The organism is Plantibacter sp. (assembly GCF_059073635.1).
In genome coordinates, this window is sequence record NZ_JCACOF010000007.1 from 1 (window position 1) to 22,487 (window position 22,487).

Annotated in this window: 15 protein-coding genes and 1 pseudogene; 14 read left to right on the forward strand and 2 right to left on the reverse strand. The window is 71.0% G+C overall.

Annotated features, from left to right (window positions below):
- Positions 1-226: 226 nt before the first annotated feature.
- Positions 227-472, reverse strand: coding sequence for a hypothetical protein (locus AC5JOC_RS05225; protein WP_494245674.1), 246 nt, complete (start codon positions 470-472; stop codon positions 227-229).
- A 179-nt stretch (positions 473-651) separates the two neighbouring features.
- On the opposite strand from AC5JOC_RS05225, the gene AC5JOC_RS05230 reads away from it, so the two are divergent.
- Positions 652-918, forward strand: coding sequence for a hypothetical protein (locus AC5JOC_RS05230; RefSeq protein ID WP_494245675.1), 267 nt, complete (start codon positions 652-654; stop codon positions 916-918).
- Positions 919-939: 21 nt separating this feature from the next.
- On the opposite strand, the gene AC5JOC_RS05235 is transcribed toward AC5JOC_RS05230, so the two are convergent.
- On the reverse strand, positions 940-2,025 hold the full coding sequence (locus AC5JOC_RS05235; protein WP_494245677.1) for an IPT/TIG domain-containing protein: 1,086 nt from the start codon (positions 2,023-2,025) through the stop codon (positions 940-942).
- Positions 2,026-2,286: 261 nt separating this feature from the next.
- On the opposite strand from AC5JOC_RS05235, the gene AC5JOC_RS05240 reads away from it, so the two are divergent.
- From AC5JOC_RS05240 to AC5JOC_RS05300, 13 genes and pseudogenes are all read left to right on the forward strand, one after another.
- On the forward strand, positions 2,287-3,321 hold the full coding sequence (locus tag AC5JOC_RS05240) for a hypothetical protein (RefSeq protein ID WP_124768798.1): 1,035 nt from the start codon (positions 2,287-2,289) through the stop codon (positions 3,319-3,321).
- Between the two features lie 2 nt (positions 3,322-3,323).
- Complete coding sequence (locus AC5JOC_RS05245; protein WP_411557984.1) at positions 3,324-3,812, forward strand: DUF6121 family protein; 489 nt, start codon at positions 3,324-3,326, stop codon at positions 3,810-3,812.
- A gap of 129 nt (positions 3,813-3,941) precedes the next feature.
- Entirely contained in the window at positions 3,942-4,646 is a 705-nt protein-coding gene (locus tag AC5JOC_RS05250) for a hypothetical protein (protein WP_494245679.1), read from the forward strand.
- A 420-nt stretch (positions 4,647-5,066) separates the two neighbouring features.
- Entirely contained in the window at positions 5,067-5,366 is a 300-nt protein-coding gene (locus tag AC5JOC_RS05255; protein WP_494245681.1) for an FHA domain-containing protein, read from the forward strand.
- Positions 5,367-9,016: 3,650 nt separating this feature from the next.
- Complete coding sequence (locus AC5JOC_RS05260; RefSeq protein WP_274499511.1) at positions 9,017-13,537, forward strand: type VII secretion EssC family protein; 4,521 nt, start codon at positions 9,017-9,019, stop codon at positions 13,535-13,537.
- 121 nt (positions 13,538-13,658) lie between these two features.
- The gene (locus AC5JOC_RS05265) at positions 13,659-13,955 is read left to right on the forward strand and encodes a WXG100 family type VII secretion target (protein ID WP_056008215.1); all 297 of its coding nucleotides are present in this window, start codon (positions 13,659-13,661) and stop codon (positions 13,953-13,955) included.
- Between the two features lie 119 nt (positions 13,956-14,074).
- Positions 14,075-14,572 (forward strand): annotated as a pseudogene (locus AC5JOC_RS05270) (hypothetical protein); the annotation flags it as partial.
- Positions 14,572-15,516, forward strand: coding sequence for a hypothetical protein (locus tag AC5JOC_RS05275; RefSeq protein WP_494245684.1), 945 nt, complete (start codon positions 14,572-14,574; stop codon positions 15,514-15,516). The pseudogene AC5JOC_RS05270 and the gene AC5JOC_RS05275, both read left to right, overlap by 1 nt.
- Positions 15,513-16,895 (forward strand): hypothetical protein, encoded by a 1,383-nt coding sequence (locus AC5JOC_RS05280; protein ID WP_494245686.1) that lies wholly within the window; start codon positions 15,513-15,515, stop codon positions 16,893-16,895. Before AC5JOC_RS05275 ends, AC5JOC_RS05280 begins: the two co-directional genes overlap by 4 nt.
- Positions 16,896-17,833: 938 nt before the next feature.
- Positions 17,834-18,655 (forward strand): PP2C family protein-serine/threonine phosphatase, encoded by an 822-nt coding sequence (locus AC5JOC_RS05285; RefSeq protein ID WP_192004658.1) that lies wholly within the window; start codon positions 17,834-17,836, stop codon positions 18,653-18,655.
- A gap of 10 nt (positions 18,656-18,665) precedes the next feature.
- Positions 18,666-20,024: an FHA domain-containing protein gene (locus tag AC5JOC_RS05290; protein ID WP_139382412.1), complete on the forward strand. Its 1,359-nt coding sequence runs from the start codon at positions 18,666-18,668 to the stop codon at positions 20,022-20,024.
- A 1-nt stretch (position 20,025) separates the two neighbouring features.
- On the forward strand, positions 20,026-21,669 hold the full coding sequence (locus tag AC5JOC_RS05295) for a serine/threonine-protein kinase (RefSeq protein WP_159877943.1): 1,644 nt from the start codon (positions 20,026-20,028) through the stop codon (positions 21,667-21,669).
- Between the two features lie 39 nt (positions 21,670-21,708).
- Positions 21,709-22,470 carry a hypothetical protein gene (locus tag AC5JOC_RS05300; RefSeq protein ID WP_192018640.1) on the forward strand — a complete coding sequence of 254 codons (762 nt, stop codon included), beginning with the start codon at positions 21,709-21,711 and terminating at the stop codon, positions 22,468-22,470.
- Positions 22,471-22,487 lie beyond the last annotated feature (17 nt).

Sequence of the window (22,487 nt, forward strand, 5' to 3'; positions counted from 1 at the left end):
GTCCCGATCGTTTCTCGATCGGGACGGGCCCTCCGTCGTTCGTTCGCCCATTCCTGGGCGAGCGAATGCCCGTTCGCCCCGGAATGGGCGAACGAATCGGGCATCGGTGAGTTGTGTGGCGGGTCTCTGCACGACATGCTGGTCCGATGAGTGATCAGCCCGAGCAGCCCACCGGCCAGTTCCAGCCGCTGGAGCCGGACGCGACCCCGGTGCAGCCAGACGTCCGCTACGGCGCTCCGGCACCCAAGCGGAAGCGCAATCCGGTCGTGATCGGCTTGAGCGTGCTCGCCGGCGTGCTGGCGATCGCGCTCATCGTCGTCATCGGGCTCCTGGTCGTCGGCCCGGGCGGCACGCCCGCCGCCGACTCGACCCGTACACCGAGTGCGACGGCGACCGCCGGCTCCACTCCTGCTCCGACCACGACGGACACCGCTGAGACCCCTGCCGCACCGGTGCGTCCGACCGAATGCACGCAGCTCTTCCCCGCCGGCTACATCGACTCACTCACCGCAGACGGCTTCCTCGCCTTGAACCCGGAATGGTCACTGCCGGAACTCGCCACCGACTTCTTCGGTTCGAACGACAGCGCCCTCGTGGCAGTGATCTCGTCGAACACCGACCGTCTGAACTGTGCCCTGGTGAAGGCGAGCGGTGGCGGCGACGTCGGCATCACCACCAATCGTCCTCTCCATCGACGCTGCGACCCAGGCGTCGGTGATCGCGCGGATGAACGAGGCAGGCTTCACCTGCTCCGAGGAGACCGGCGGAACGATGTGCTTCACCGAGGTCTCGGAGGACGCCGGTACGTACGGCGAACGTCACTTCGTGCGGGACGGTACCTGGATCGCCACGCGCTGGTCGAACACGAACATCAGCGGCTGGACCCAGGCGATCGTCTCCACGCTCTTCCCCGCCTGACCCCGGCGTCCCGTTCGCAATTCAGGACGGGTCCGGCGCGTCCCGCTCGAACGAGTGTGAGCGGGGCCGACATGCCGATGACGTCCTGAGTTGTGAACCGAGCGGGCGGGCTAGGCGATGCTCCAGTAGTAGACGGAGGCGCCGGGGTGGATGACGGTGATCGCCTCGTCGACGGTGCGGTAGTCGGTGTCGTCGGTGTGCCCCGCGTAGTACACCTGGGTGCCGGCGTCGGTGGTCTCGACCTTCGACACGATGCCCGTGTGGTCGCGGTCGCCGCTGTTGTCCCAGTCGAACTGCACGATGTCGCCGACCTTGACCTGGTTCGCGCTGGGTGTCGTCCAGGGCGGTGGCGAGCTCGGGGTGCTCCTCGACGTAGTTCATGAAGAACGTCGAGCTGACCCAGGCCTTCGAGAAGTCGAAGTCGTCGCCGGTCCCCTCGGCCCACCAGTCCTCGTCCATCGTCCACCCGCGTTCCAGCAGACTCTGGCTGGCGAAGTTCGCGCAGTCGGTGTCGACCAGTGAGCCGTATTCAGCCAGGTTGTAGTCGTTCCAGTGCGTGAACACGTAGGCCATCTGCGCGTCGACGGGGCTCGTGATGTCGTAGCTGTAGCTCAGCGCGTCACCGTCGACCCGGAGCTCGTCCGCGTAGACGGCGATACCGACGTCGGCGGGGGAGAAGCCGGTGGCTGCCGGTACGGCGACGGTCACCTCGGTGCTCGTCGCCGACAGGATCCGGGCTTCCTGCTCACCGAAGACGACGCGGGTCACGCCGTCGACGTCGACACCGCTCACGGTGAGGGTGCTGCCACCCGCGACGGAACCGGTCGTCGCGGAGATCGCGGTGACCGCCGTGGCGTTGACCGTGGAGGCCGGGACCGTGGACGTCGTGTCGTCCACCGCCTGCGCGGCCGGTGCGGATGCGGTCGTGTCGGACTGCTGCAGCGCGATCGGGGTGATGACCGCGGTGGCGAGGAGCAGGACGGCTCCGGCAGCGGTACCGGCGACCACGCGTCGCCCGCGCAGGGGGAGGGCGCGGTAGCGAGCGGAGAGCCGACCGAACGGGGAACGGGCGTCGGCGTGACGGGCGTGGGGGAGTTGCTCGGGCATGGGGCCTTTCCGGGGGATGCGCCGTGGGGGCTCGGCGTCGCGGGATCGGCAGTGATCCGACAGATGTCTGTTAGAACTCCCACTCAACCGCGCGGAGCTGAGGAGACCGTTTCCTCCGGATATGAATCAGACCTGAATCGGGTCGACGGGAGTGAGCGAGTCCCGGCGAGGTTGCCGAGCATCCGTGCCCCGGCTTGCTACCGTGGCGAGCGGAGTGCCGTGAGGGCGCTCCTGAACTGGCTTCCGCCGAAGGAGTACGCGATGAGCACCCAGAACCCCGAGCCCGGATCGCCGACCGACCCGAGCACTCCGGCGGCTGCCCAGACCGCGTCTGGCTCCGCGCGTCCCACGACCGCGTCCGAGCAGCCCGCGGCCGAGCGGCCCGTGGCTGAGCGGGACATCCTCTCCGAGGACACCGTGCAGCAGGACACCATCACCACGGCGGACGGCGTCGGCGCGGACCCGGTCGTCGACGACCGTCGGGTCGCAGACCGCGCCGACACGGCCTCGGACGCCGGGGTGCGCGAGACGCGTCCGTACCAGCCGCACACGCCGCAGCGCGCGTACTCGAACATCGACTTCGACGACGACGACACCGCCGGCACCCCGACGTCGACGGCGGCCACCCGGCAGGCCGACACCGGTGCCCACCCGTACCCCGCCGCGGCCTACGAGCCGGTCGCCCGCTCCGGCGCGACCGAGACCGCCACCGCCGCCGAGACCGAACAGCAGCAGGCCTTCCCGCTGTACGTCCAGGCACCCTCCGAGCCGGAGGTCCGCGGCAACCGCGGCTTCGGCATCCTCATCGGTCTCCTCGGCACCATCATCTTCGCCGGCCTCTACGCGGCGGCCGTCGCGGGCCTCCAGCTGGTGCTGGAAGGCGACGGTACGTTCGTCGAGAACCTCATCCAGATCGCCACCAGCTGGCCGTTCCTCATGGCCGCCGCAGGCTTCTTCCTGGCCTGGGTCGTGACCGCGACCATCGTGAACCGTTCCGGCTGGGTGCACTGGGTGCTCGGCGGTTTCATCATCGGCCTGGTCGTCTTCCTCGCGTGGGTCGGTGGGTTCCTGATCCAGGAGCGCGCTTGGACGCTCAGCATCGACGAGATCCTCGCCGAGGTCACCGGAGTCGCCTTCACGTTCGGGCCGGTCCTCGCCTTCGTCGTCGCCCGCGAGATCCCCGTCTGGTTCGGTGGCTGGATCGCCGCCCGCGGCCGCAAGGTGCGCGAGGCGAACCTCGAGGCGCGTGCCGAGTACGAGCGCGTCCTCGAAGCCGGACCGACGACCGCCCGCTGAGCATGACCGGTGACGCGGACGGAGCACGCGGTCCCTGGTGGATCGCCCCGTTCGCAGCGGTCACCTACGTGGCACTCGTCGTCTGCGCCTTCGGGTTCATCAGCCTGCTGGCAGACCTCGACGTCGTGACCGACCCGGACGCCGGCCCACTGACCGGTCCGCTCATGGTCGTGGTCGCAACGATCGTGGTCCTCTGGGGGATCATCCGTGAGACGCGCCGCACCCCGCTGCGCGTCTCGGTCGGCTCCGCGGTCCTCGCAGGGCTCCTCGCCTGGCTCGCGTACGGCGTGAGCGGCGGCGTGTTCGACGCGATCGCCAGCCGGGACGGAGCGGACGCCGCCGCCTTCGCCGTGACGACACTGACCGGGCCGTTCTCGGTCACCGTCGGTGTGCTGGCGCTCGTCATCGTCCTCGCGGCCGCCGCCGTCGCCACGTCGTCGACCGGGCGGCGTCCGACCCCGCGCTGGCCGTGGGAGCACGACGCGCGGTGAGCCGATGCGACGTCCACCCCGGGCCCGCCCGCGCGGTGCGCTGCTCGACCCTCCCCACGAGGGCGACGGCGTAGGCGATAATCGATCCGTTGCCGTCGTCGGCCGACGGCGCTTGGGGAGGAACCACCGATGAGATCACCCGACCTGACCGACACCGGTCTGGATCTCGACCTCGCGGGGACCGCTGACGACGTCGTCGCGCTCGTCCAACGTGCGGTCGCCGCCTCCGGTGAGGATGCGCAGCAGACCAGGCATTACGTCGCGATCGACGGTGGGACGAGCGCGGACATCCGCCTGCGGGTCGTCTCGGTCGACGATCCGGCTCCGCTGCTCGCGTTCGCGATCACGACCGCCCCGTCCGCACGGGGAACGGCCGCCGCGACGTTCATCATGCAGCACGGCGTCCAGAAGCGTCGGCGTCAGCGCTCGTTGCTCGGGCAGGAGCCGTTCCTCGAGCTTCCTGCAGCGCGCTCGCCGAGCTCGTCTCCGAGTGCCGATCCCGGCGCGTCCGCCACCCTGCGCGTGCACGGCGCTCGCACCGTCCTGGCTCCGCGCGCAGCGGTGTCGACCGGAAGCGAGCCGGCCGTCCCCGAGACGGCACCGGCGACGTGCGCCGGTCACAGGGGCACCGGCCATCCAGAGCTGGGTGCCAGCGGCCGTCGAGGAGCAGGCCCCGGCACCGGCGCACCCTGCGGAGATCCCCGCCCAGAACGTCCGCCGCGTCGACTCCGGTGTCAGAACCTCCGGCTCACGGGAGCAGCTTCCGAGCCGTGGACCGAGGCTCAGGCTTCCTCGGAGGTTCCGGCGGCCGAGCCGCATGCCGGCCCCGTCTGAACCGGCTCCCGTGGTCGCGTCGGTTGTCGCTGCACCTCCAGCGTCCGCAACTCCCGCATCCCCGCCACAGTTCCGTGAGCCTCCGATCGGCCCCCGCCCACACGCACGCTCCCGCGGCGTCGACGTCCTCGGTGCCGCCGGAGCTGCAGATCACCGTCCCGCCCGGCTTGATCGCCGGTGCTCCGGCGGCTCCCCGACCGGCCACGCCCGAACCGGTCCGGCCGACCGACGGCGTCGCGGTCCAGGCGGAGGATGTGGGAGCCACGGTCGTCTCGTCGTCGCTGCGTGCGGGGGACTTCGCCCTCGAGCTCCCCGGCGGCGAGCGGATCCCGCTCAGCGGGCCGATCCTGCTCGGGCGCAACCCCTGCGGCGCGGCCGGAACAGCCCGACGCCGAGCTGCGTGCACTCGTCGACCCGCGCATGTCCGTCTCGAAGACGCACACCGTGGTCGTACCCGGTCGGCGGTCGCTCCGCGTGACGGACCTGCACTCCACGAACGGCACGACGATCACGGACGCGTCCGGCGCCGTCACCGTGTGCCAACCGGGCGAGGCCTACGTCGTGGAGGCCGGTTCGACGATCGGGATCGGCGAGTTCCCGATCCGGCGTGGTCGCGGGCTGAGCCCACTGTCGCGCATGGGGAGTGCTCCCCATCGTCGCGTCGTCCGTGCTCTCGGATACGCTGATACGACGTACGCGCCGGAACCAGCTGTCCGGTGACTGTCGGTGCAGGTCGCCGGTGCCGTGACGACCGAAGGGGAACTGATGAGCCGAGCAACCAGCTCGTCGTCGACGGCGGAGCCAGATCCTGGCCGATCGCCGCGCCGGACTGGACACCGAGCGGATCCGGCCTTCCGACCGAACGTCGCCGCTCGACTTCTGCGCGGCAGCTGCAGCAGCTCGAGTGACGTCGGTGCCGCCGAGAGCTTCGCGATGTGGGTGTCCGTGCACGATCATCGCTCGCCGGCGGAGTCAGATCATGGACGCCGCGTCAGGTCGCAAGTGAGACGCCGCAGCGCACGTGGCAGGAGACGGAGGCAGCGATCGCGGAAGGAGGCACAGGGCTGATGGCGAACTGGACTAGCGGATGATCCCGGGACTGATCGACGTCGGGTGCGCTCGGCACCACCGCGACCGACCATCCAGACGACGGAGACGGCCCTCGACCGAGGCACGCACGGTCGCGACTCAACGCGCAGGGCGGGCATCACCGACGCGAGGTCTGGAGCGGGCGACGCCGCGGCCACGTGGATGGCCTCCCTCGACGACGCCGGTGGCGACGATCGACGCGGTCACCACCGCCGCTGAGCGGCGGCTCGTGACGGCCATCGGCGACGTACTACGACGACCGTGGCCGGCATCAAGCCACGCGTGCGGCGATCGGTGACACGGAGACGATGTTCGAGGCGAACCAGGTCACCGCGAACCAGCCAGTACGCTGGACCCCGCAGGGTGGCCCGAGCCCACGCGAGCAGGCCCAGCGCCGACCAGCTGCAGGACCAGGCGGCCGATGGGCGATCTCACGCTGAGCCCGCAGCGGCGCCTCGACGCGCTTGGCCGAGGAGCGCGACGCCTGGCCGACAGCACGCGCTGGTCTCTCGCGCTGTCCCCGCCCGGACGGCGACCACGTGGGATCGGCAGCAGCGCCAGGCACTCGCCGCGATCGGCATCACCGACGTCCGGCGTCGCTGACGCCGACCGCGATCGCGCAGGGCATGGCCGAGCTCGGGAACCGAGATCGGCTCCGGCGACGTCTCCGAGGCCGAACTGTCGTCGCAGCCTCCAGTCGCTGTACGACCTGTACGGCAACGAACCCGTCAGGTCATGGCGCAGATGAACCTCGCCATGGGCGGCGAGAACGTCGTCAGCCTCATCGACGAGCTCGGCCGTGGGCGAGTGGCTGGATGGGAGCATCCCGGCTGCCGCGGCTCTCGCGCTCGCGCAGAGCGTGCGTGGCGGCTTGTCCGTCGGCTCGCAACGGTGGACCGCCGCTGACGGGGCAGGAGTTCGCCGAGGAGATGATGGCGAACGCCAGCACGGCGGTCGGCGGTGACCCTGCTGGCGATCGGTTTCCTCTTCGGCGATCCGAGCGAACGCCCCGATCGGTGTCACGACGACGCCTCGCGCTCGCCGACATGATCGATTCCAGGACGGAGCGTGGGAACTACCACGATCTGGCAGGACGGCTCACCGCTGCCCGGGCGGCACGACGCTGGCGTCTCGCTCGAGGAGGAGCAGACCGGGCTACTCCGGGCTACCGGCGTCGTGCGACCTGGCCGGCGCGCGTGCTTCGAGCACCCTCGGGCAGTATCCCGGACGAGGCGCTCGACTGGCTGACTCGAGGATGACCGTACCGGACGACACCATGTCATCCGGACGAGGGCGTACGCCTCGGACGACCCGGGTCGAACTACTGGTACTGGACGGACGCGGGACTGGTCGCACGTACGACGAGTTCGCAGGGCTCCGCGCCGGTCTCTGGGCGGGCACGCAGTACGCCACCGGGCGGGCCCCGGGCGCCGCGACAGGTCCGAGCCTGGGACCGTACGTCGACCTCAGCCCGACGCATCTGGGCTCGATGCGGCGAGCCGCTGCCACCGAGGACGATCGATGGCAACAGCTCGCCGGCAACGACGTCACTTCAAGGGTGAGAACGTCAGCAGACTCGCGTCGCGTCGAGCTCGTCCGACGCGCTGGCGCCGCAGATGCCCGGGGCTCGTCGAGGCACCCGCTGTTGCGCCAGAGACCCGGCCAGGACCGTCCGACCCACGACGTCGAGCGTTCTTCGGCATCAGCGACGAGCCGCGCGTCTACGCGAACGTGCTCGCCGGAGGTCGCTCGCCGAGATCCTCGGGATCGCAGCGAGCGATCCGTCAGGCGATGCCGAAGCGTTGGAAGCCGTCGTGACCGCAGTACCAGGATGCGCTCCTCGGCGCAGCGGCCAGCTCGAGGACGCTGTCCAGTCCACGTGGACGCGGCCGAGCGTGATCGCCGTGCTGCAGGGCGATGCTCGACGGCTGCGCGGACCGGTGAGCGACCTCGGCGAGGCGGCACGCGTCACGATCGAGGCGGTCAGTCGACGCGATCGACGTCGTCGAGACCGGCGTCGGGATGCATCCCGATCCCAGGGCTCGGCAAGCGTGGTCGGCGGCGCTCGCCGGCGCGGTCATCGAGACATCGCGAGCAGAGGCTACGCGCGTCGGCGCAGTTGATCGGATGGGGCGGCGACACGCCGTCGACGGCGGGTTCGGTCGAACACGCACGACGCTGCTCGAGGAGCTCGAGGCCGGCGGTGACGCGAGTCCGTGCGACGCAGTCCGGCTGTCAGACCGCGCAGACTCGTCATGGGAGCTCGAGCACGACACGCCGGAGGGTCCGCTCGCCGCGTGCCGGACCCGACGGGCTGAACGGCACCGACCTGCAGGCCTGGTGCGACGACTGGATGCAGGACGACCTGCTGGATGCGCTCGACGAGCAGCGCGGTGGATCCGACTTTCGGAGCTCCCTGCGCCCGCGCCTCCATCGCGACGGAACGGCTCGAACGCCTTCAGACGACAATGATTCGGAGGACGGATGACCGCGACGGGTTCATGGTGCGCCGTGACCGGTCCGCGTCGCGCCTCGTCGACTCCTGGTCGTCGGTCGTCGCTGGTGCTCGCCGGTGCACGCCGAACCGGACGCCGGCACCGGCAGCCGTATCCCGGACGGTCGTCTGGCCTGATCGGCGAACCGGCAGGGTCCGCCTCGAAGGCGACGCGTGCGGTCGAGGCCGCCCGCGCACGCTCTGGCCGCGCATGGCCGATCGCCGCGAACCGCAACGACTTCTCGCTGCCGGAGCTCACGGTCGACGACCGTCGACTACGACGTGCGGTCGAGGCTGTGGCAGCGCCGCCCGTGACCAGCGCCTGACCAGCAGTGGGAGCGACCGAGCTGCCTGCCCGGACCGCTGCCGTTCGAGCCTGTCGAGGTGACCGGCGTCCCGGAGGACGACGGATCGCGTCCGTCCGTGGGTGCGTCGCTCGAGCGACTGGGCGACGGCCGAGGGCGGCACGCCCGCCGGCCGACCCCTGGTACGGGCGGAGCGGCATCGAGTACCGGCTCGCCCACGGACGACGGGTCCAGGACCGTCACGGTCGACGCGTCATCGTCCCGGACCTGGACTGACTGCGACCGTCGGCCGCGCCGGCGTCGCATTCTTCGATCCGGCACCGGTACCGTCGACCGTCGACGGACGCCGAGCGGATCGTCCGAGCCGACCCTGACCGACTGAGCCAGAGCGCGGCTCCGACATCGAGGCCGGATAGCCGCTATGCCGTCGCTAGGCTGATCGAGGTCGCGTCGAGCGGCCCGCACTTCCAAGGGGATCCTGCATGCGCATCAAGCTGACGTTGACCAGGCCGTCGGGGTCGTCCGCCGACATCGTCGTGACGACGGACGCGGCGGCGAGCATCGCGGAGGTCGCGTCGACCATCGCGCGCGTCGACCCGCAGGGGCCGGACTCCGCGAACGCCGACTTCACGCTGCACGCGCGCCTGCCGGGCTCGACCGAGACCCTGCCGCTCCCGCCCGAGGCCCCCATCGGCGAGGCGTGGGTCGGTTCGGGTGCCGTCATCGAGCTCGCCGACGCGGGGGTGTACTACTCCGCGGCGCGCACCGGCCAGGCGCCCGCCGTCGCCGTCGTGCGGGTCCTCTCCGGCGACGACGCCGGCCGTGAGTTCACCCTGCCGGCCGGCAGCTGGACCATCGGACGCGAGGCGAGCTGCGACATCGTCCTCGACGACCCGCTCGTCTCGAAGCGGCACGCACGCCTCGAGGTCGGCGGCGAGATCGAACTCGTCGACCTCGGCGCGGCCAACGGCATCGTCGTCGACGGCGGCATCGTGCCTCGACTCAAGGTCATCGAGCCGGAGCGCGTGCTCATCGGCGACACCGAGGTCGAGATCGGCTTCGCCGGGACCGTCGGTCGCGCGGGTGTCGTCCCGAAGGCCGGGCCGGTGTACTTCAACCGCTCGCCGCGCGTCGAACAGCGCTACGCGGGGGAGACCTTCCCCGCTCCCGAGCCGCCGACCGAGCGCGAGAACCAGCCGTTCCCGCTCCTCGGCATGCTCACGCCCATGCTCCTCGGTGGCGCGATGTACTTCTTCACGAAGAACCCGCTGTCACTGATCTTCATCGCCATGACGCCGCTCATGCTCATCGGCAACTACTTCACCGGTCGCGGGCGCAACAAGCGCAAGCTCAAGCAGCAGATCAAGATCTTCGACGAGCGGCTCGAGTCCCTCGGCAAGCAGCTCGCGGCCGAGCGGGAGATCGAGCACGACGTCCGCATGCGTGAGGCACCGTCCACCTCCGAGGCGCTCAAGCACGCGCTCACACGGGGGCCGCTGCTGTGGACCAGGCGCCCCGAGCACTGGTCCTTCCTGAACCTCCGGCTCGGCGTCGGCACGATGCCGTCGCGCAACGAGGTCTCGGCGAAGGCCCGCGACAGCTTCCTGCCGGAGTTCCAGGAACGACTCGAGAAGCTCAAGGACCAGTACGCGACCGTCGCCGACGTGCCGATCATCGACAACCTCTACGACGCCGGCGCGCTCGGCATCGCCGGTTCACCGCAGACGGCCGGGGGCGCGGTGAACGGCATCCTCGTCCAGCTCACCGCCCTCCACTCGCCGGCCGAGGTCGTCGTCTCGGCGATCGTCTCGCCCGCGTGGTCGAACGCCCTCTCGTGGGTCAAGTGGCTCCCGCACGCGTCCTCGCCGAACAGCCCGCTCGACGTCGGTCACCTCGCCGACAGCGTGTCGAGCGGCAACCTGCTGCTGGCCGCGATCGAGGAGCTCGTCCAGACCCGCCTGCAGGCGGCCCGGGCCGGCGACGCCCGACGCGGAGCCATCTCCGAGAAGCAGGCGGCCCAGGAGCGCGGCGCGGAGATCGGGACGAAGAGTTCCAACGACACCGGCACGAAGTCCCCGATCCCCGCGATCGTCCTGCTCATCTCCGACGACGTCGGCGTCGACCGCGCACGCCTCGTCCAGCTCGCCGAGATCGCGGCGGACGCGGGGGTCTTCCCGATCTGGATCGCCGACGACGTCGTCTCGCTCCCCGCCGCCTGCCGCACCTTCCTGCAGGTCCCGGAGGCCGGGGCCGGCGTCGACGCACCGGCGACGGTCGGCATGGTCCGCCTCGGGTACTCCGTCGACGACGCCCGCCCGGAGTTCGTCGACCCGGTGACGGCCCTCGACTACGCGCGACGCATGGCGTCCGTGATCGACGCCGGCGCCCTCGTCGAGGACTCGAGCGACCTCCCGCGGTCGGTGTCGATGGTGACGCTGCTCGGGCCGGAGCTCACGACCTCGAGCGACGCCGTGGTCGACCGCTGGCGGCAGAACTCCTCGATCCACGACCGCACGCCCGGGCTCCCGCCGAAGCCCCGCCGGGCCGGCCAGCTGCGCGCGACCGTCGGATCGGGCGGTGTCGACGCCATGCACCTCGACCTCCGCGCCCAGGGCCCCCACGCCCTCGTGGGCGGGACGACGGGTGCCGGTAAGAGCGAGTTCCTGCAGGCCTGGGTGCTCGGGATGGCGGCCGAGTACAGCCCCGACCGCGTCTCGTTCCTCTTCGTCGACTACAAGGGCGGTTCGGCCTTCGCGGACTGCGTGACGCTCCCGCACTGCGTCGGACTCGTCACCGACCTCAGCCCGCACCTCGTCCGGCGGGCGCTCACGAGCCTCCGCGCCGAGCTGCACTTCCGCGAGCACCTGCTCAACCGGAAGAAGGCCAAGGACCTCCTCGAGCTCGAGAAGCGCGGCGACCCGGACTCGCCGCCCGCCCTCGTCCTCGTCATCGACGAGTTCGCGGCGCTCGTCGGCGAGGTCCCGGAGTTCGTCGACGGCGTCGTCGACATCGCCCAGCGCGGTCGTTCCCTCGGGATCCACCTCATCATGGCGACCCAGCGACCCGCCGGTGTCATCAAGGACAACCTGCGCGCGAACACCAACCTCCGCGTCGCGCTGCGCATGGCCGACGAGTCCGACAGCCAGGACGTGGTCGGCGTCAAGGACGCGGCGCACTTCGACCCGGGCGTCCCCGGCCGCGGCATCGCGAAGACCGGTCCCGGGCGCCTGAGCATCTTCCAGTCCGGCTATGCGGGCGGCTGGACGAGCGACGAGCCCAAGCGCTCCGACATCGAGGTCCGCGAGCTGCGGTTCGGCGGCGAGACGCGCTGGGAGGAGCCCCGCGCGGCCGACGCCGAGGAGGAGCGCGACCTCGGCCCCACCGACCAGCAGCGGCTCGTCGCGAGCATCATCGCCGCAGCCGACCGGGCGTCCATCCCGGCGCCGCGACGGCCCTGGCTCGACGAGCTGGCGCCCGTCTACGACCTCAGCAAGCTCCGTCAGCGGTCCGACGCCGAACTGCTCATCGGTGTCGCCGACCTCCCGGACTCGCAGGAGCAGCGCCCGGTCTACTTCCGGCCGGACGTCGACGGCCACATCGCCGTGTTCGGCACCGGCGGCTCGGGCAAGAGCACCGTCCTGCGGACCCTCGCCACCGCGGCGGGCATCACGCCGCGTGGCGGTCCGGTCGAGGTGTACGGCCTCGACTTCGGCGCGGGCAGCCTCCGCATGCTGGAGGCCTTGCCGCACGTCGGCTCGATCATCCCCGGCGACGACCAGGAGCGCGTCATCCGACTGCTCCGCCGGATCAAGGAGATCGTCGACGAGCGCAGCGTCCGGTACGCCGAGGCGAACGCGTCCTCCATCACCGACTACCGCCGCGTCTCGGGTCGCAACGACGAGCGCCGCATCCTGTTGCTCGTCGACGGCTTCCAGTCCTTCCGGCAGGAGTACGAGACGACGCTCGGCCTGTCCTCGTGGTACACGCTGTTCCAGCAGCTCATCACCGACGGCCGCCAGCTCGGCGTGAACATCGCGTTCTCGGCCGACCGCCCGGGCTCCGTCCCGACGAACATCAGCTCCGGTGTGCAGCGACGCGTGGTGCTGCGCCTCGCGGACGAGACCGGCTACCAGCTCCTCGGCGTGCCGAAGGACATCCTCGGCCCCGAGTCGCCCGCCGGCCGGGCGATCGTCGACGGTCTCGAGGTCCAGGTCGCGATCCTCGGTGGTTCGCCGGTGCTCTCGGACCAGTCGGTCGCGACGGTCCGGCTCGCGGAGGCGATGTCGCGCGCGGGAGCCACGATCACGGCCCCGCCGATCGGCGCGCTGCCGAAGGAGATCGAGGCGCGCGAGCTGCCCGAGCGCGTCGGCGACCGCCCCGTGCTCGGCATCGGCGACGCCGACCTCGCACCGATCGGGTTCGACCCGTCCGGCGCGTTCCTCGTCGGCGGCCCTCCCGGCAGCGGTCGGACGAACGCCGTCGCATCCCTGGTCGGCGCCATGCGACGCTTCGATCCGACGACGCGCTTCGTCTACTTCGGCTCCAAACGCTCGGAACTGCTGCGGGAGCTGCGCTTCGACGAGTCGGCCGTCACCCCCGAGACGATCGCCGAGCAGGCGAAGGCGCTGTCCGCGGCGATCGCGGCCGAGACGGTGACCGGCCGGACGGTCGTCGTCATCGAGACGCTGTCGGACTACCTCAACGGCATCGCCGACCCGCCGCTCGTGGAGCTCATCAAGGCCATCAAACGCAGCGACCATCTCGTGATCGCCGAGAACGAGGTGTCGGGCTGGTCGTCGTCCTGGCCGCTCATGGGCGAGATCAAGAGCGCCAGGCGGGGCATCCTGCTGCAGCCGGAGCAGATGGAGGGCGACCTCGTCCTCCGGACGACCTTCCCCAGGCTCGCGCGCAAGGACTTCCCGCAGGGGCGCGGAATCTACGCGAACCGCGGTGCGCTGTCGCGCGTGCAGCTGCCGATCGCGCCCGAGTTCCCCGTCGCCTGAGCGGCGTCGTCCCTGGGTGGGGACTGCATGGGGAGTGCTCCCCATGTGCTCCCGCGAGGCGTTGTGGTTACATGATGAAGGCACCGACGGTGCCGGTGACCACAACGAAGGAGCAAGACTCATGGCCAACATCAACGTCAACTACAGCGAGATCAAGCAGGCCGCCGTCAACCTGACGACGGGTAAGGGCGAGGTCGAGACCACGCTCAACCGCCTCCAGACCCTCATCAACAACCTCGTGTCCTCCGGGTTCCAGACCGACACCGCGTCCGGCACCTTCAACGAGACCTACACGGCCTTCACGCAGAGCGCGACGGTCACGATCCAGCACCTCGACAAGCTGTCGGGCTACCTCAACAACGCTGTGACCACGCTCGAGCAGACCGACGCAGCGCTCGCTGCCGGCGCCGGCCAGTAGTCACCACCGTCGGCTTCGCTCTGCGCGCCCTCCCGACCACGTGTCGGTGAGGGCGCGCGGGTTTTCCGGCGAAGTCGACCCACGGCGACAGCGACGCAGCATCACCCGACGAGGAGCGAGCAGTGTACGGCGACACCCAACAGATCCGCCTCCGCGCGACGGAGCTACGAACCCTCGCGACCGAGGTCCGTAGCCGTGCCGGAGACCTCCGCTCGGCCGCCGAGCTCGCGTGGACCTCCACCGCGGCGGAGACCTTCATCGAGCAGCTCGGCACCCGGGCGGTCTCGCTCGAGAACTCGGCGACGCAGCTCGACGACGCGGCCGACAAGCTCGACGCGCACGCGACCGCCGTCGAACACGTGAAGCAGCTCATCGAAGATGCCGCGCGTTGGGTGGGCGACCGCTGGAACGACGCGGTGAACCTCGTCTCCGGCGCGGTCGAGACCGTCAAGGACGGTGCCGCGAAGGTGTTCGAGTTCTTCGGCCAGGAGGTCCCGGACTTCCTCGTGCACCAGGCCAAGGACATCGTCGCCTCCACGCCATCGCTTCCGACACCCGGTGACCGCAGCTGGCTGGACCTGGCAGACCTCTACCGCAGCCGAGGATGGACCCCCTGATGCCCATGACCCGTACCCGCCCGGCTCCGGCAGCGGCAGCCTTCCTGCTGACCGCTGACGAACTCCACGTCCTGGAGCACCGCACCCCGCACATCGTGCTGCCACCCGCCTTCCACACCGAATGGGGTTCGGACGTGTCGCCCGCCGAAGTCCGTGAGCGCGAGCAGCGAGCCGTCGCGCGGCTCCGGGAGCGGCGACTCCTCGCCGGCGGCGACGACAGCCTCCCGGACGACCTCACCGCTGACGTCGATCCCGATTTCGCCGCCTTCCTGTCGATGCCGCAGTTCGCGACGGCGGCCGTCGACGCCTCCTGCTGGACCCTCGACCGGACGGCGATCCAGTCCGTCTCCGTGATCGGCGCGCACGCTCTGGCGCTGTTGCGGACGCAGCGGGTCGACCACTCGGACGCGTCCGTCGCCGAGCACGGCACGGCCGCGCGCGACGAGGACGCCGTCGAGATCCGCGCCTTCGACACCGCCGGCCTGGCGCAGCAACTCCTGCGACCCCTCTCCGCGCTCCACGACGTCCCCGACACGCGGGGTCGTTCGACCGAGGTGGTCGTCCTCCCGCTCGCGGACGCCGAGGCGCTCGTCCTCGCGCTCCGACAGGACCGACCGGACGTCGTCGGCGCGGTCGTCGAACAGCTCCACAGCCCGCAGGCCGCAGTGCTCCTCGGCGGCGTCGCCCAGCGGATCGACGGCGGCTTCCGGCTCGACGCACTCTCCCGGAGCGGGGAGCCCATGAGACGGTGGACGGACACGTGGCTCCGTGGTGCCGACGGCTGGGTCGCCGTGTCGGTCGACACTCCGGACGTCGAAGCGGCGGGTATGGACCCGTCCACCGTCGCCGAGGGGACCCGGGTCTCGCTCCGGGCCGTCCGTCGCGCGGACATCGTCGCCGAGGTGTTGGCGATCGCCGCGACCATCCAGGGAGCACGGGCATGAGCGGCATCACGGTCTCCGGTGGAGCCGGAGGCGTCGGCGCGAAGCTCGACGACATGCGACTGCAGGCGCAGCAACTCGCCACGTTGTCGACCGAGCTGATCGGGCGTTCGGGCACGGCCGCTGCGAAAGCGGTCGACGGCGACCTGCTCGAATCCATGATCCTGTCGCCGGTGACGGGGGCGGCTGCGGAAGGCGCCATCGTCCTCGCCTCCGGTTCCCTGCTCCTCGTGGCGACCGAGACCGGCGTCTCCGCCGTCTTCCTCGAGGGCGCCGTGGTCGCCTACGAGACCGCCGACCAGCTGATCGCCGCGGCGACCGTCGCCCTCCACAACGGGGTCGCCTTCGTCATCGGCGTCCTCGCGGTGCCGGTCGGCCTCGTCGCAGCGGCGGGCGTGGCGGTGGTGGGCGGGGCGTGGATGCTCACCGTGGCAGGCGTCAACGTCGTCGTCGAGGGTGTCGACTCGCTGGTCGAGGGCGCCCAGCAGACGCTGGACCAGATCGGCGACAACCCCTGGCTGCTGCTCTCGCCGGCCGGCGTCGCGGGACTGTTCACCGCCAACTCGATCGCCGCCTACTCACCGCAGGAGGTCATCGACCGGACCGCCGCGACGTATGCGGACGCACTCGCGAGACTGCAGGAACTCGCTCCGATCGCAGGTCAGGCGGCCAACGAATGGTTGGGCGACAACGCGTGGATCGAGGACATCCTCACGGACGGCGCCCCAGGCCTGCTGGCCGGCCTCACCTTCCTCCCCGGGTTGTTGCCCGGCTTCAACGGACTCATGTCGGTCGTCACCGGCCAGGGCTGGCCGCCGCTCACCTATGAGCAGGCGATCGACGCCATCGCCACCGGTGGCGGCCGGTTCGGCCTCTTCGAGGACGGGCACCGCCGCTCTCGCGATCGGATCCCGACGGGACCCCGCACAGCCGCATCGCCGTGCCTCGGGACACGGACCGTCACGCGGCCTCGGCGACCTCATGCAGGGTTCGAGCGAACATCGATCAGATCGGCGAGCGACGAGCTTCAGCGACATCCGGATCGTGGAGCCAGTCGGCCGGACCGCCGCCGAAGTCGTGCATCGTGCAGATACCCGAGCACGCAGGTCTGGAATCCCGACGCGGTGGCGCGACCGCGAACGACTCTCACCTCCGACGTCGCTCGCCATGCAGGGGGAGCAGACCGCGCTCGGCCTCGGCGGTGCTCGACGCGATGGCGCGCCGCCGGCATCTCACCGACCGATCCGGTCATGCTCGAAGGGCTTCAGCCTCGGCGGGATCACGGCCGGGTTGATCGCCTCGGACCCGTCGGCTACCGGCTTCAACATCACCCATGTCGTCACGGCGGGCTCGCCGATCGCGCGATACGACATCCCCGATGACGTCCAGGTGCTGTCGACTCGAGTTCGAACGAGGACCCGGTCGCACGGCTGGACGGACAGGGACAACCCGGACAGGGCCAACTGGACGACGGTGCAGGGCGACGCACCACGAGCTGGTCGACCCGGCGACGCAGGAACTCGAGCAGGATGGCCCGGGAATCGCGTGTGCTCGCACAACTCGCAGCGGTACGAGGATGTTCGCCGATCGATGACGGCGAGCGTCGGGCGACCCGAGTGTCGACGCCTTCCTCGATTCAGCGGAGCGGCTTCTTCAGCGGCGATCAGACCGGTCGATCGACTACCGGGGGACGCGCCAGATGATCGAGCGCAGCCCGACGACCGGCGTCGCTCATCCGCAGTCGGTGCTGCTGAGCGTGACTCCTTCGCAGGGTGCATCAGTATCATCGTCCGAGCGCTCGGCGCCGCGTCGGCCGGCCTGATCCGGGCCCCGTCACGGTCCGGTGCGGGTCCATAGACGAGTCGGTGCGAGGCCATCCAGGCCCGCATCCGGACCGGTGTGACTGGCTCGCCATCGCGCGAAGCGAACGACGAGATCCACGGGGCGTACCTCTCGGTCACCCACGCCTGGAACTGCGACGACGGCGTACGTCACCGCGGACGATCGCGGCGGGCGATGGCGAGACACGACGACCGCGGTGCCCTCCTCGACTTCGTTCCTCGGGACAGGTCGCTGGTCGCAGGGTGAGGAGTCGACCGCGAGCAGCTACGTGACGATTAGGCGTCGACGGGTGCGGGTCGTGACCAGGCCGCCGTCGACGAGCGGCTCATCGCCCACGATCGGTGGTCATCTGCCATCCGAGCAGTACGTCGGTGGCGAGTCGGTGGAGCTCGCTGAAGCTCGCCGACCTCGACGTCGCGCTACGGTAGCTGGCCGGGAGCAGGTCCCCGACACTGCCCGCGACGTTCGGAGGCACGGGATGACGACGATCGAGACCGCGCGGTCCACGCACACCCTGCGCAGCGAGGGCCGGACCGACACCGGGCTGGTCCGACGCCTGAACGAGGACGCGTTCTACGCCGGCGCGCCCGCCTTCGTGGTCGCCGACGGCATGGGCGGGCACGAACGCGGCGAGGTCGCGAGCCGTGAGGTCGCGGCGGCGCTCGAACGCGGCATCCCGATCGGCATGCCGACGACGACCGAGGCGGTCGTGACCACGATCGTCGCCGCCAACGCGGTCATCCGGAGCATCCCCACGCCGAACGGGGTCATCGGCACGACCGTCGCGGGTCTCGCGCTCGTGGCGCTGTCGCCGCAGACCGATCTGCACTGGATGGTGTTCAACGTCGGCGACTCTCGCGTGTACACCTGGGCCGATGGCGCACTCCGTCGGATCACCGTCGACCACTCGGCCGTGCAGGAACTCGTCGACGCCGGTTCCATCACGGAGGAGGAGGCGCGCGAACACCCCGACCGCAACATCGTGACGAAGGCGATCGGCGTCGAGGCCGGCATCGACCCGGACGTCTGGCTCCTCCCCGTCGCCGGGCGGCAGCGGTTCCTCCTCTGCTCCGACGGTCTCACGGGCGAGCTGTCCGACGAGCTGATCGCCGAGGTCCTGTCGCAGGGCTTCGAGGGAGCCGCAGACCGCCTCGTGGAGCTCGCGCTGGCCGCCGGCGGACGGGACAACGTGACCGCGCTCGTCGTCGACGTCGTGTCGACCTCGCTGATGTCCAGCGGCCCCGGCTACGATGACGCGGGTGGTCTCGGGTATCTTGAAGAGACGATGCCGCGAGGCTAGAGGAGTGGCCGTGTACTCGTACGAAATGGAACCGGCCGAGGTCCGCCGTTGGCTCGCTGTGGCGGGGCCCGGCAGACTGGTGCTGGTCGACGCCCAGGGCGACGACACCGCCGCTGCCGCATTCGCCGCGGACCTCCCGGGCGACGCGTCGCTGTCGCTGATCGTCGACCGCCTCGCGGCCGGCGGTCTCTCGAACACGCCCGCGTTCGCCGCGGCCGTCTGGGACGAATCGGGCGCGACGGTCATCGTGCGCGGGCTCGCGGCCGCCGTCGTGACGAGCGCCGCCGGGACCGAGACGGTCCTGGGCGCCCGCGCGACCACCTGGGTCGAGGAACACCACGCCGACGCGGTGAGCGTCACGCTCCGGAGCGACCAGCCGAACCCGTCCGGCGTGCGCCTCCCGCTCGGGTCGGGAGCCGTCTGGACGACCTCCATCACGGCGACCCTCGACGAGGAGGCCACGGCTTCCCTCGCCACTCCGACCACCGACGAGCGCCGGCCGACCGAGTCGTCCACGAGCACGCCGACCGCGGCGGAGCAGCTCGCGGCCCCGCCCGTCCCGGCCCCCGCCGAGCCCGCTGCATCCGCGGCGACCTCGGACGACGCGGACGACGGGACGGACGGCGATGAGGCGACCCCGGTTGCGCACGTCGAGCCCGTTCAGCCGCTCCACGTCGTGCCGTCCGTCTCCGACACCCAGTTCTTCCACGACGAGGACGACCCGGACGAGACCCCGACGACCCCGGAGGAGCCCGTCGACGAGGGTTACGACTTCCTGTTCGGCCAGACCGTGCTCCGTCCGGTCGGTGCGGCGGCGGTCGACGAGGCCGGCGACGCCGAACGCGCGGCGGCCGAGGCGTCGGCGCACCAGCAGGCGGCCCCCACCGCAGTCGCCGCGCCGGAACCCGCAGCAGCCGGACCATCGGACCTCGGCGACCACGACGGCCACACGATCCTCGCCGAGGATCTCGCCGCATTGCGTGCGCGTCGCGCGGCCGAGACCCCGCCTGCTCGATCGACCACCCCGTCGGCCACGCCGCTCACCTACCTCGAGCTCCCCGGCGGCACTCGCCAGTCGCTCGCCTCACCCGTCGTGCTCGGCCGGGCGCCGAGCGTCTCGCAGGTCCCGGCGTCGGTCGTCCCGACGCTCGTCACGCTCACGGGAGACGACATCTCGCGGAGCCACGTGCGCGTCGCGGTCGAGGGCGGCACGGTCGTCGTCACCGACCTCCACTCGCGGAACGGCACGCAGGTCGTCCTGCCCGGTCAGGCGCCGCAGTCCCTGCGACCGGGGGAGCCGACACCGGTGATCGTCGGGACCGTCATCGACCTCGGCGGCGGCGTCGCGCTGCGCGTCCGAGAGGGCTGACGTGCGCCGCTCACCTTCGCAACCGCCGGCCATCCCCGGGCTGCGGTTCGAACGACAGCTCGGAGCCGGTGGGTTCTCCGACGTCTTCCTGTACGAGCAGCAGTTGCCGCGGCGTCAGGTCGCCGTCAAGGTGCTTCTCGCCGAGCACCTCAGTGAGCAGACCCGCGAGGCCTTCGTCGCCGAGGCGAACCTCATGGCGCAGCTCTCCGCGCACCCGTACATCGTCACGATCTACACGGCGGACGTCGCCCCGGACGGCCGACCGTACCTCGCGATGGAGTACTGCGCGGGGCCGAGCCTCGCCGAGCAGGCGAAGCTGCGGCGGTTCGCCGTCGCCGACGCGCTGCGGACCGGCGTCCGCCTGGCCAGTGCGGTGGCGACCGCACACGCCGCCGGCATCCTCCACCGCGACATCAAGCCGGCCAACGTGCTCACGAACGCGTACGGTTGGCCGGCGCTGACCGACTTCGGCATCTCGCAGGCCGTCGAACTCGAGGTGCCGTCGACGGCCGGCCCCGGGCGGCCGGGCGACGTCGGCTCGACAGGCGCCTCGGGTACCCAGACGGTGGGTCTCTCCATCCCCTGGTCACCGCCCGAGATGTTCGAGGACGAGCCGCATCCCGACGTCCGATCCGACGTCTTCTCCCTGGCCGCGACGGTCTACACGCTGCTCGCCGGACGCACGCCGTTCGAGATCCCCGGGCAGTCGAACGGTGCGGCCGACCTCATCAGCCGGATCGAGCGCGGGACCGTCACCCCGCTCGGGCGCGACGACGCACCGGCGTCCCTCGTCGCGACGCTGCAGAAGGGCCTCGCGAAGGACCGCGCCAACCGTTTCGAGAGCGCCGTCGACTTCGCGCGGGCGCTGCAGCGTGTCGAGATGGAGCTGGCCTACGCGCCGACGCCCATCGACATCCCGAACCTCGTACAGCCGCAGTCGCAGGCCCCCCGACCGGACACGTCCAGCAGTGCGTCGGACGAGACGCGGGTCCGGCAGGTCCCGACGGTCGAGGCCCAGCCCCGACCCGGCGTGCCGAGTGTGCAGCCGTCCATCGGAGACGAGACGGTCGTGCGCTCGGCCGGACCGCTCGTCCAACCGATCCAGCCGTCGGCGCCGATCACCGTCGGAGCGGCCTCGGTGCCCTCCGAGACGATCCGCCGCGACCGCCTCGAGACCGCGGCTGCAGTTCCCACGGAGGATCCCGATGCCGACGCCGCCGGACGGGCCAGACGTCGCCGACTGACCCGCCTCCTCGTCGCGGGCGGCGTCGCGGTGCTCGCGGTCGGCGGTATCGCGGCCGGGATCATCTGGCAGGGCGCCGCCGCCGACCCGAAGCCGACGGCCGCGGCGACCGGGGCGCCCATCCAACTGAGCGACGTCCCCTCGCCGAAGCCGTTCGGGGTGAACATCAGCGAGGACGGCAGCGTCGTGACGTTCATCTGGGACAACCCGGATCCGCAGGACGGCGACTCGTACATCTACCAGGTGACGAGCAGCGGCAAGAACTCGCCGAAGGTACCGACCTCGACGTACGCGGTCGACCTGAAGCCGAGCGCTCCGGGCGCGCAGCTGTGCATCGAGGTGGTGATCGTCCGAGGCGGCGTCACCTCACCCGATCCACTCGAGATGTGCTCGCAGCAGTAGCTGGAGCGAGACGATGACCGACCACAGGGGGACCAGACGATGACCACGGACGAGGCGACGGACACGGCGACGACGAAGACGGCGGTGCGCGTCGAGTTCTGCGGCGAGGAGTACGCCGTGGACGCACGCAAGCCGTTCCTGATCGGGCGCGAGGGCGACCTCGTCGTCGACGAGAACCCCTTCCTGCACCGCACCTTCCTCAGCGTGACCTTCGATGCCGGGCTCTGGTGGCTCACGAACATCGGGAACACCCTCTCCGCGACGGTGACGGACACGACCGGCAACGTGCAGGCGTGGCTCGCGCCCGGTGCGCGGCTCCCGATCGTGTTCCCCGAGCTGCAGGTGTTGTTCAGTGCCGGGACGACGACCTACGACTTCACGATCACCTCGGACCTCGAGTACTTCAGTCCGTCGCAGCTCTCGACGACCACCGCCGGAACCACGACGGTCGGGCCGATCCACCTGACGAGCAGCCAGCGCCTCCTCATCGTCGCCCTGGCGGAGGACGTCCTGCGCCAGGCGTCGCCCGGTCGCGGCGAGATCCCGGCGTCGGCCGCCGCTGCCGCCCGCCTCGGCTGGAGCCAGACCACCTTCAACCGCAAGCTCGACAACGTCTGCGACAAGCTCGACAAGTTCGGGGTGCAGGGGCTCCGCGGCGGGCCGGGGAAGCTCGCGACCGGCCGTCGTGCACGGCTGGTCGAGTACGCGGTCTCGACCCGACTCGTGGACGCCAGTGACCTCCCGCTCCTCGACCACGCCGATCAGGCGGACGTCGACGGGGGACAACCGGTTCGTGGTTGACCCTCGCAACCGTTTTC

Coding starts and splice junctions, on each gene's coding strand:
- AC5JOC_RS05235 (WP_494245677.1), bottom strand. CDS start 2,025: ATGCCCGAGCAACTCCCCCACGCCCGTCACGCCGACGCCCGTTCCCCG.
- AC5JOC_RS05240 (WP_124768798.1), top strand. CDS start 2,287: ATGAGCACCCAGAACCCCGAGCCCGGATCGCCGACCGACCCGAGCACT.
- AC5JOC_RS05245 (WP_411557984.1), top strand. CDS start 3,324: ATGACCGGTGACGCGGACGGAGCACGCGGTCCCTGGTGGATCGCCCCG.
- AC5JOC_RS05250 (WP_494245679.1), top strand. CDS start 3,942: ATGAGATCACCCGACCTGACCGACACCGGTCTGGATCTCGACCTCGCG.
- AC5JOC_RS05255 (WP_494245681.1), top strand. CDS start 5,067: ATGTCCGTCTCGAAGACGCACACCGTGGTCGTACCCGGTCGGCGGTCG.
- AC5JOC_RS05260 (WP_274499511.1), top strand. CDS start 9,017: ATGCGCATCAAGCTGACGTTGACCAGGCCGTCGGGGTCGTCCGCCGAC.
- AC5JOC_RS05265 (WP_056008215.1), top strand. CDS start 13,659: ATGGCCAACATCAACGTCAACTACAGCGAGATCAAGCAGGCCGCCGTC.
- AC5JOC_RS05275 (WP_494245684.1), top strand. CDS start 14,572: ATGCCCATGACCCGTACCCGCCCGGCTCCGGCAGCGGCAGCCTTCCTG.
- AC5JOC_RS05280 (WP_494245686.1), top strand. CDS start 15,513: ATGAGCGGCATCACGGTCTCCGGTGGAGCCGGAGGCGTCGGCGCGAAG.
- AC5JOC_RS05285 (WP_192004658.1), top strand. CDS start 17,834: ATGACGACGATCGAGACCGCGCGGTCCACGCACACCCTGCGCAGCGAG.
- AC5JOC_RS05300 (WP_192018640.1), top strand. CDS start 21,709: ATGACCACGGACGAGGCGACGGACACGGCGACGACGAAGACGGCGGTG.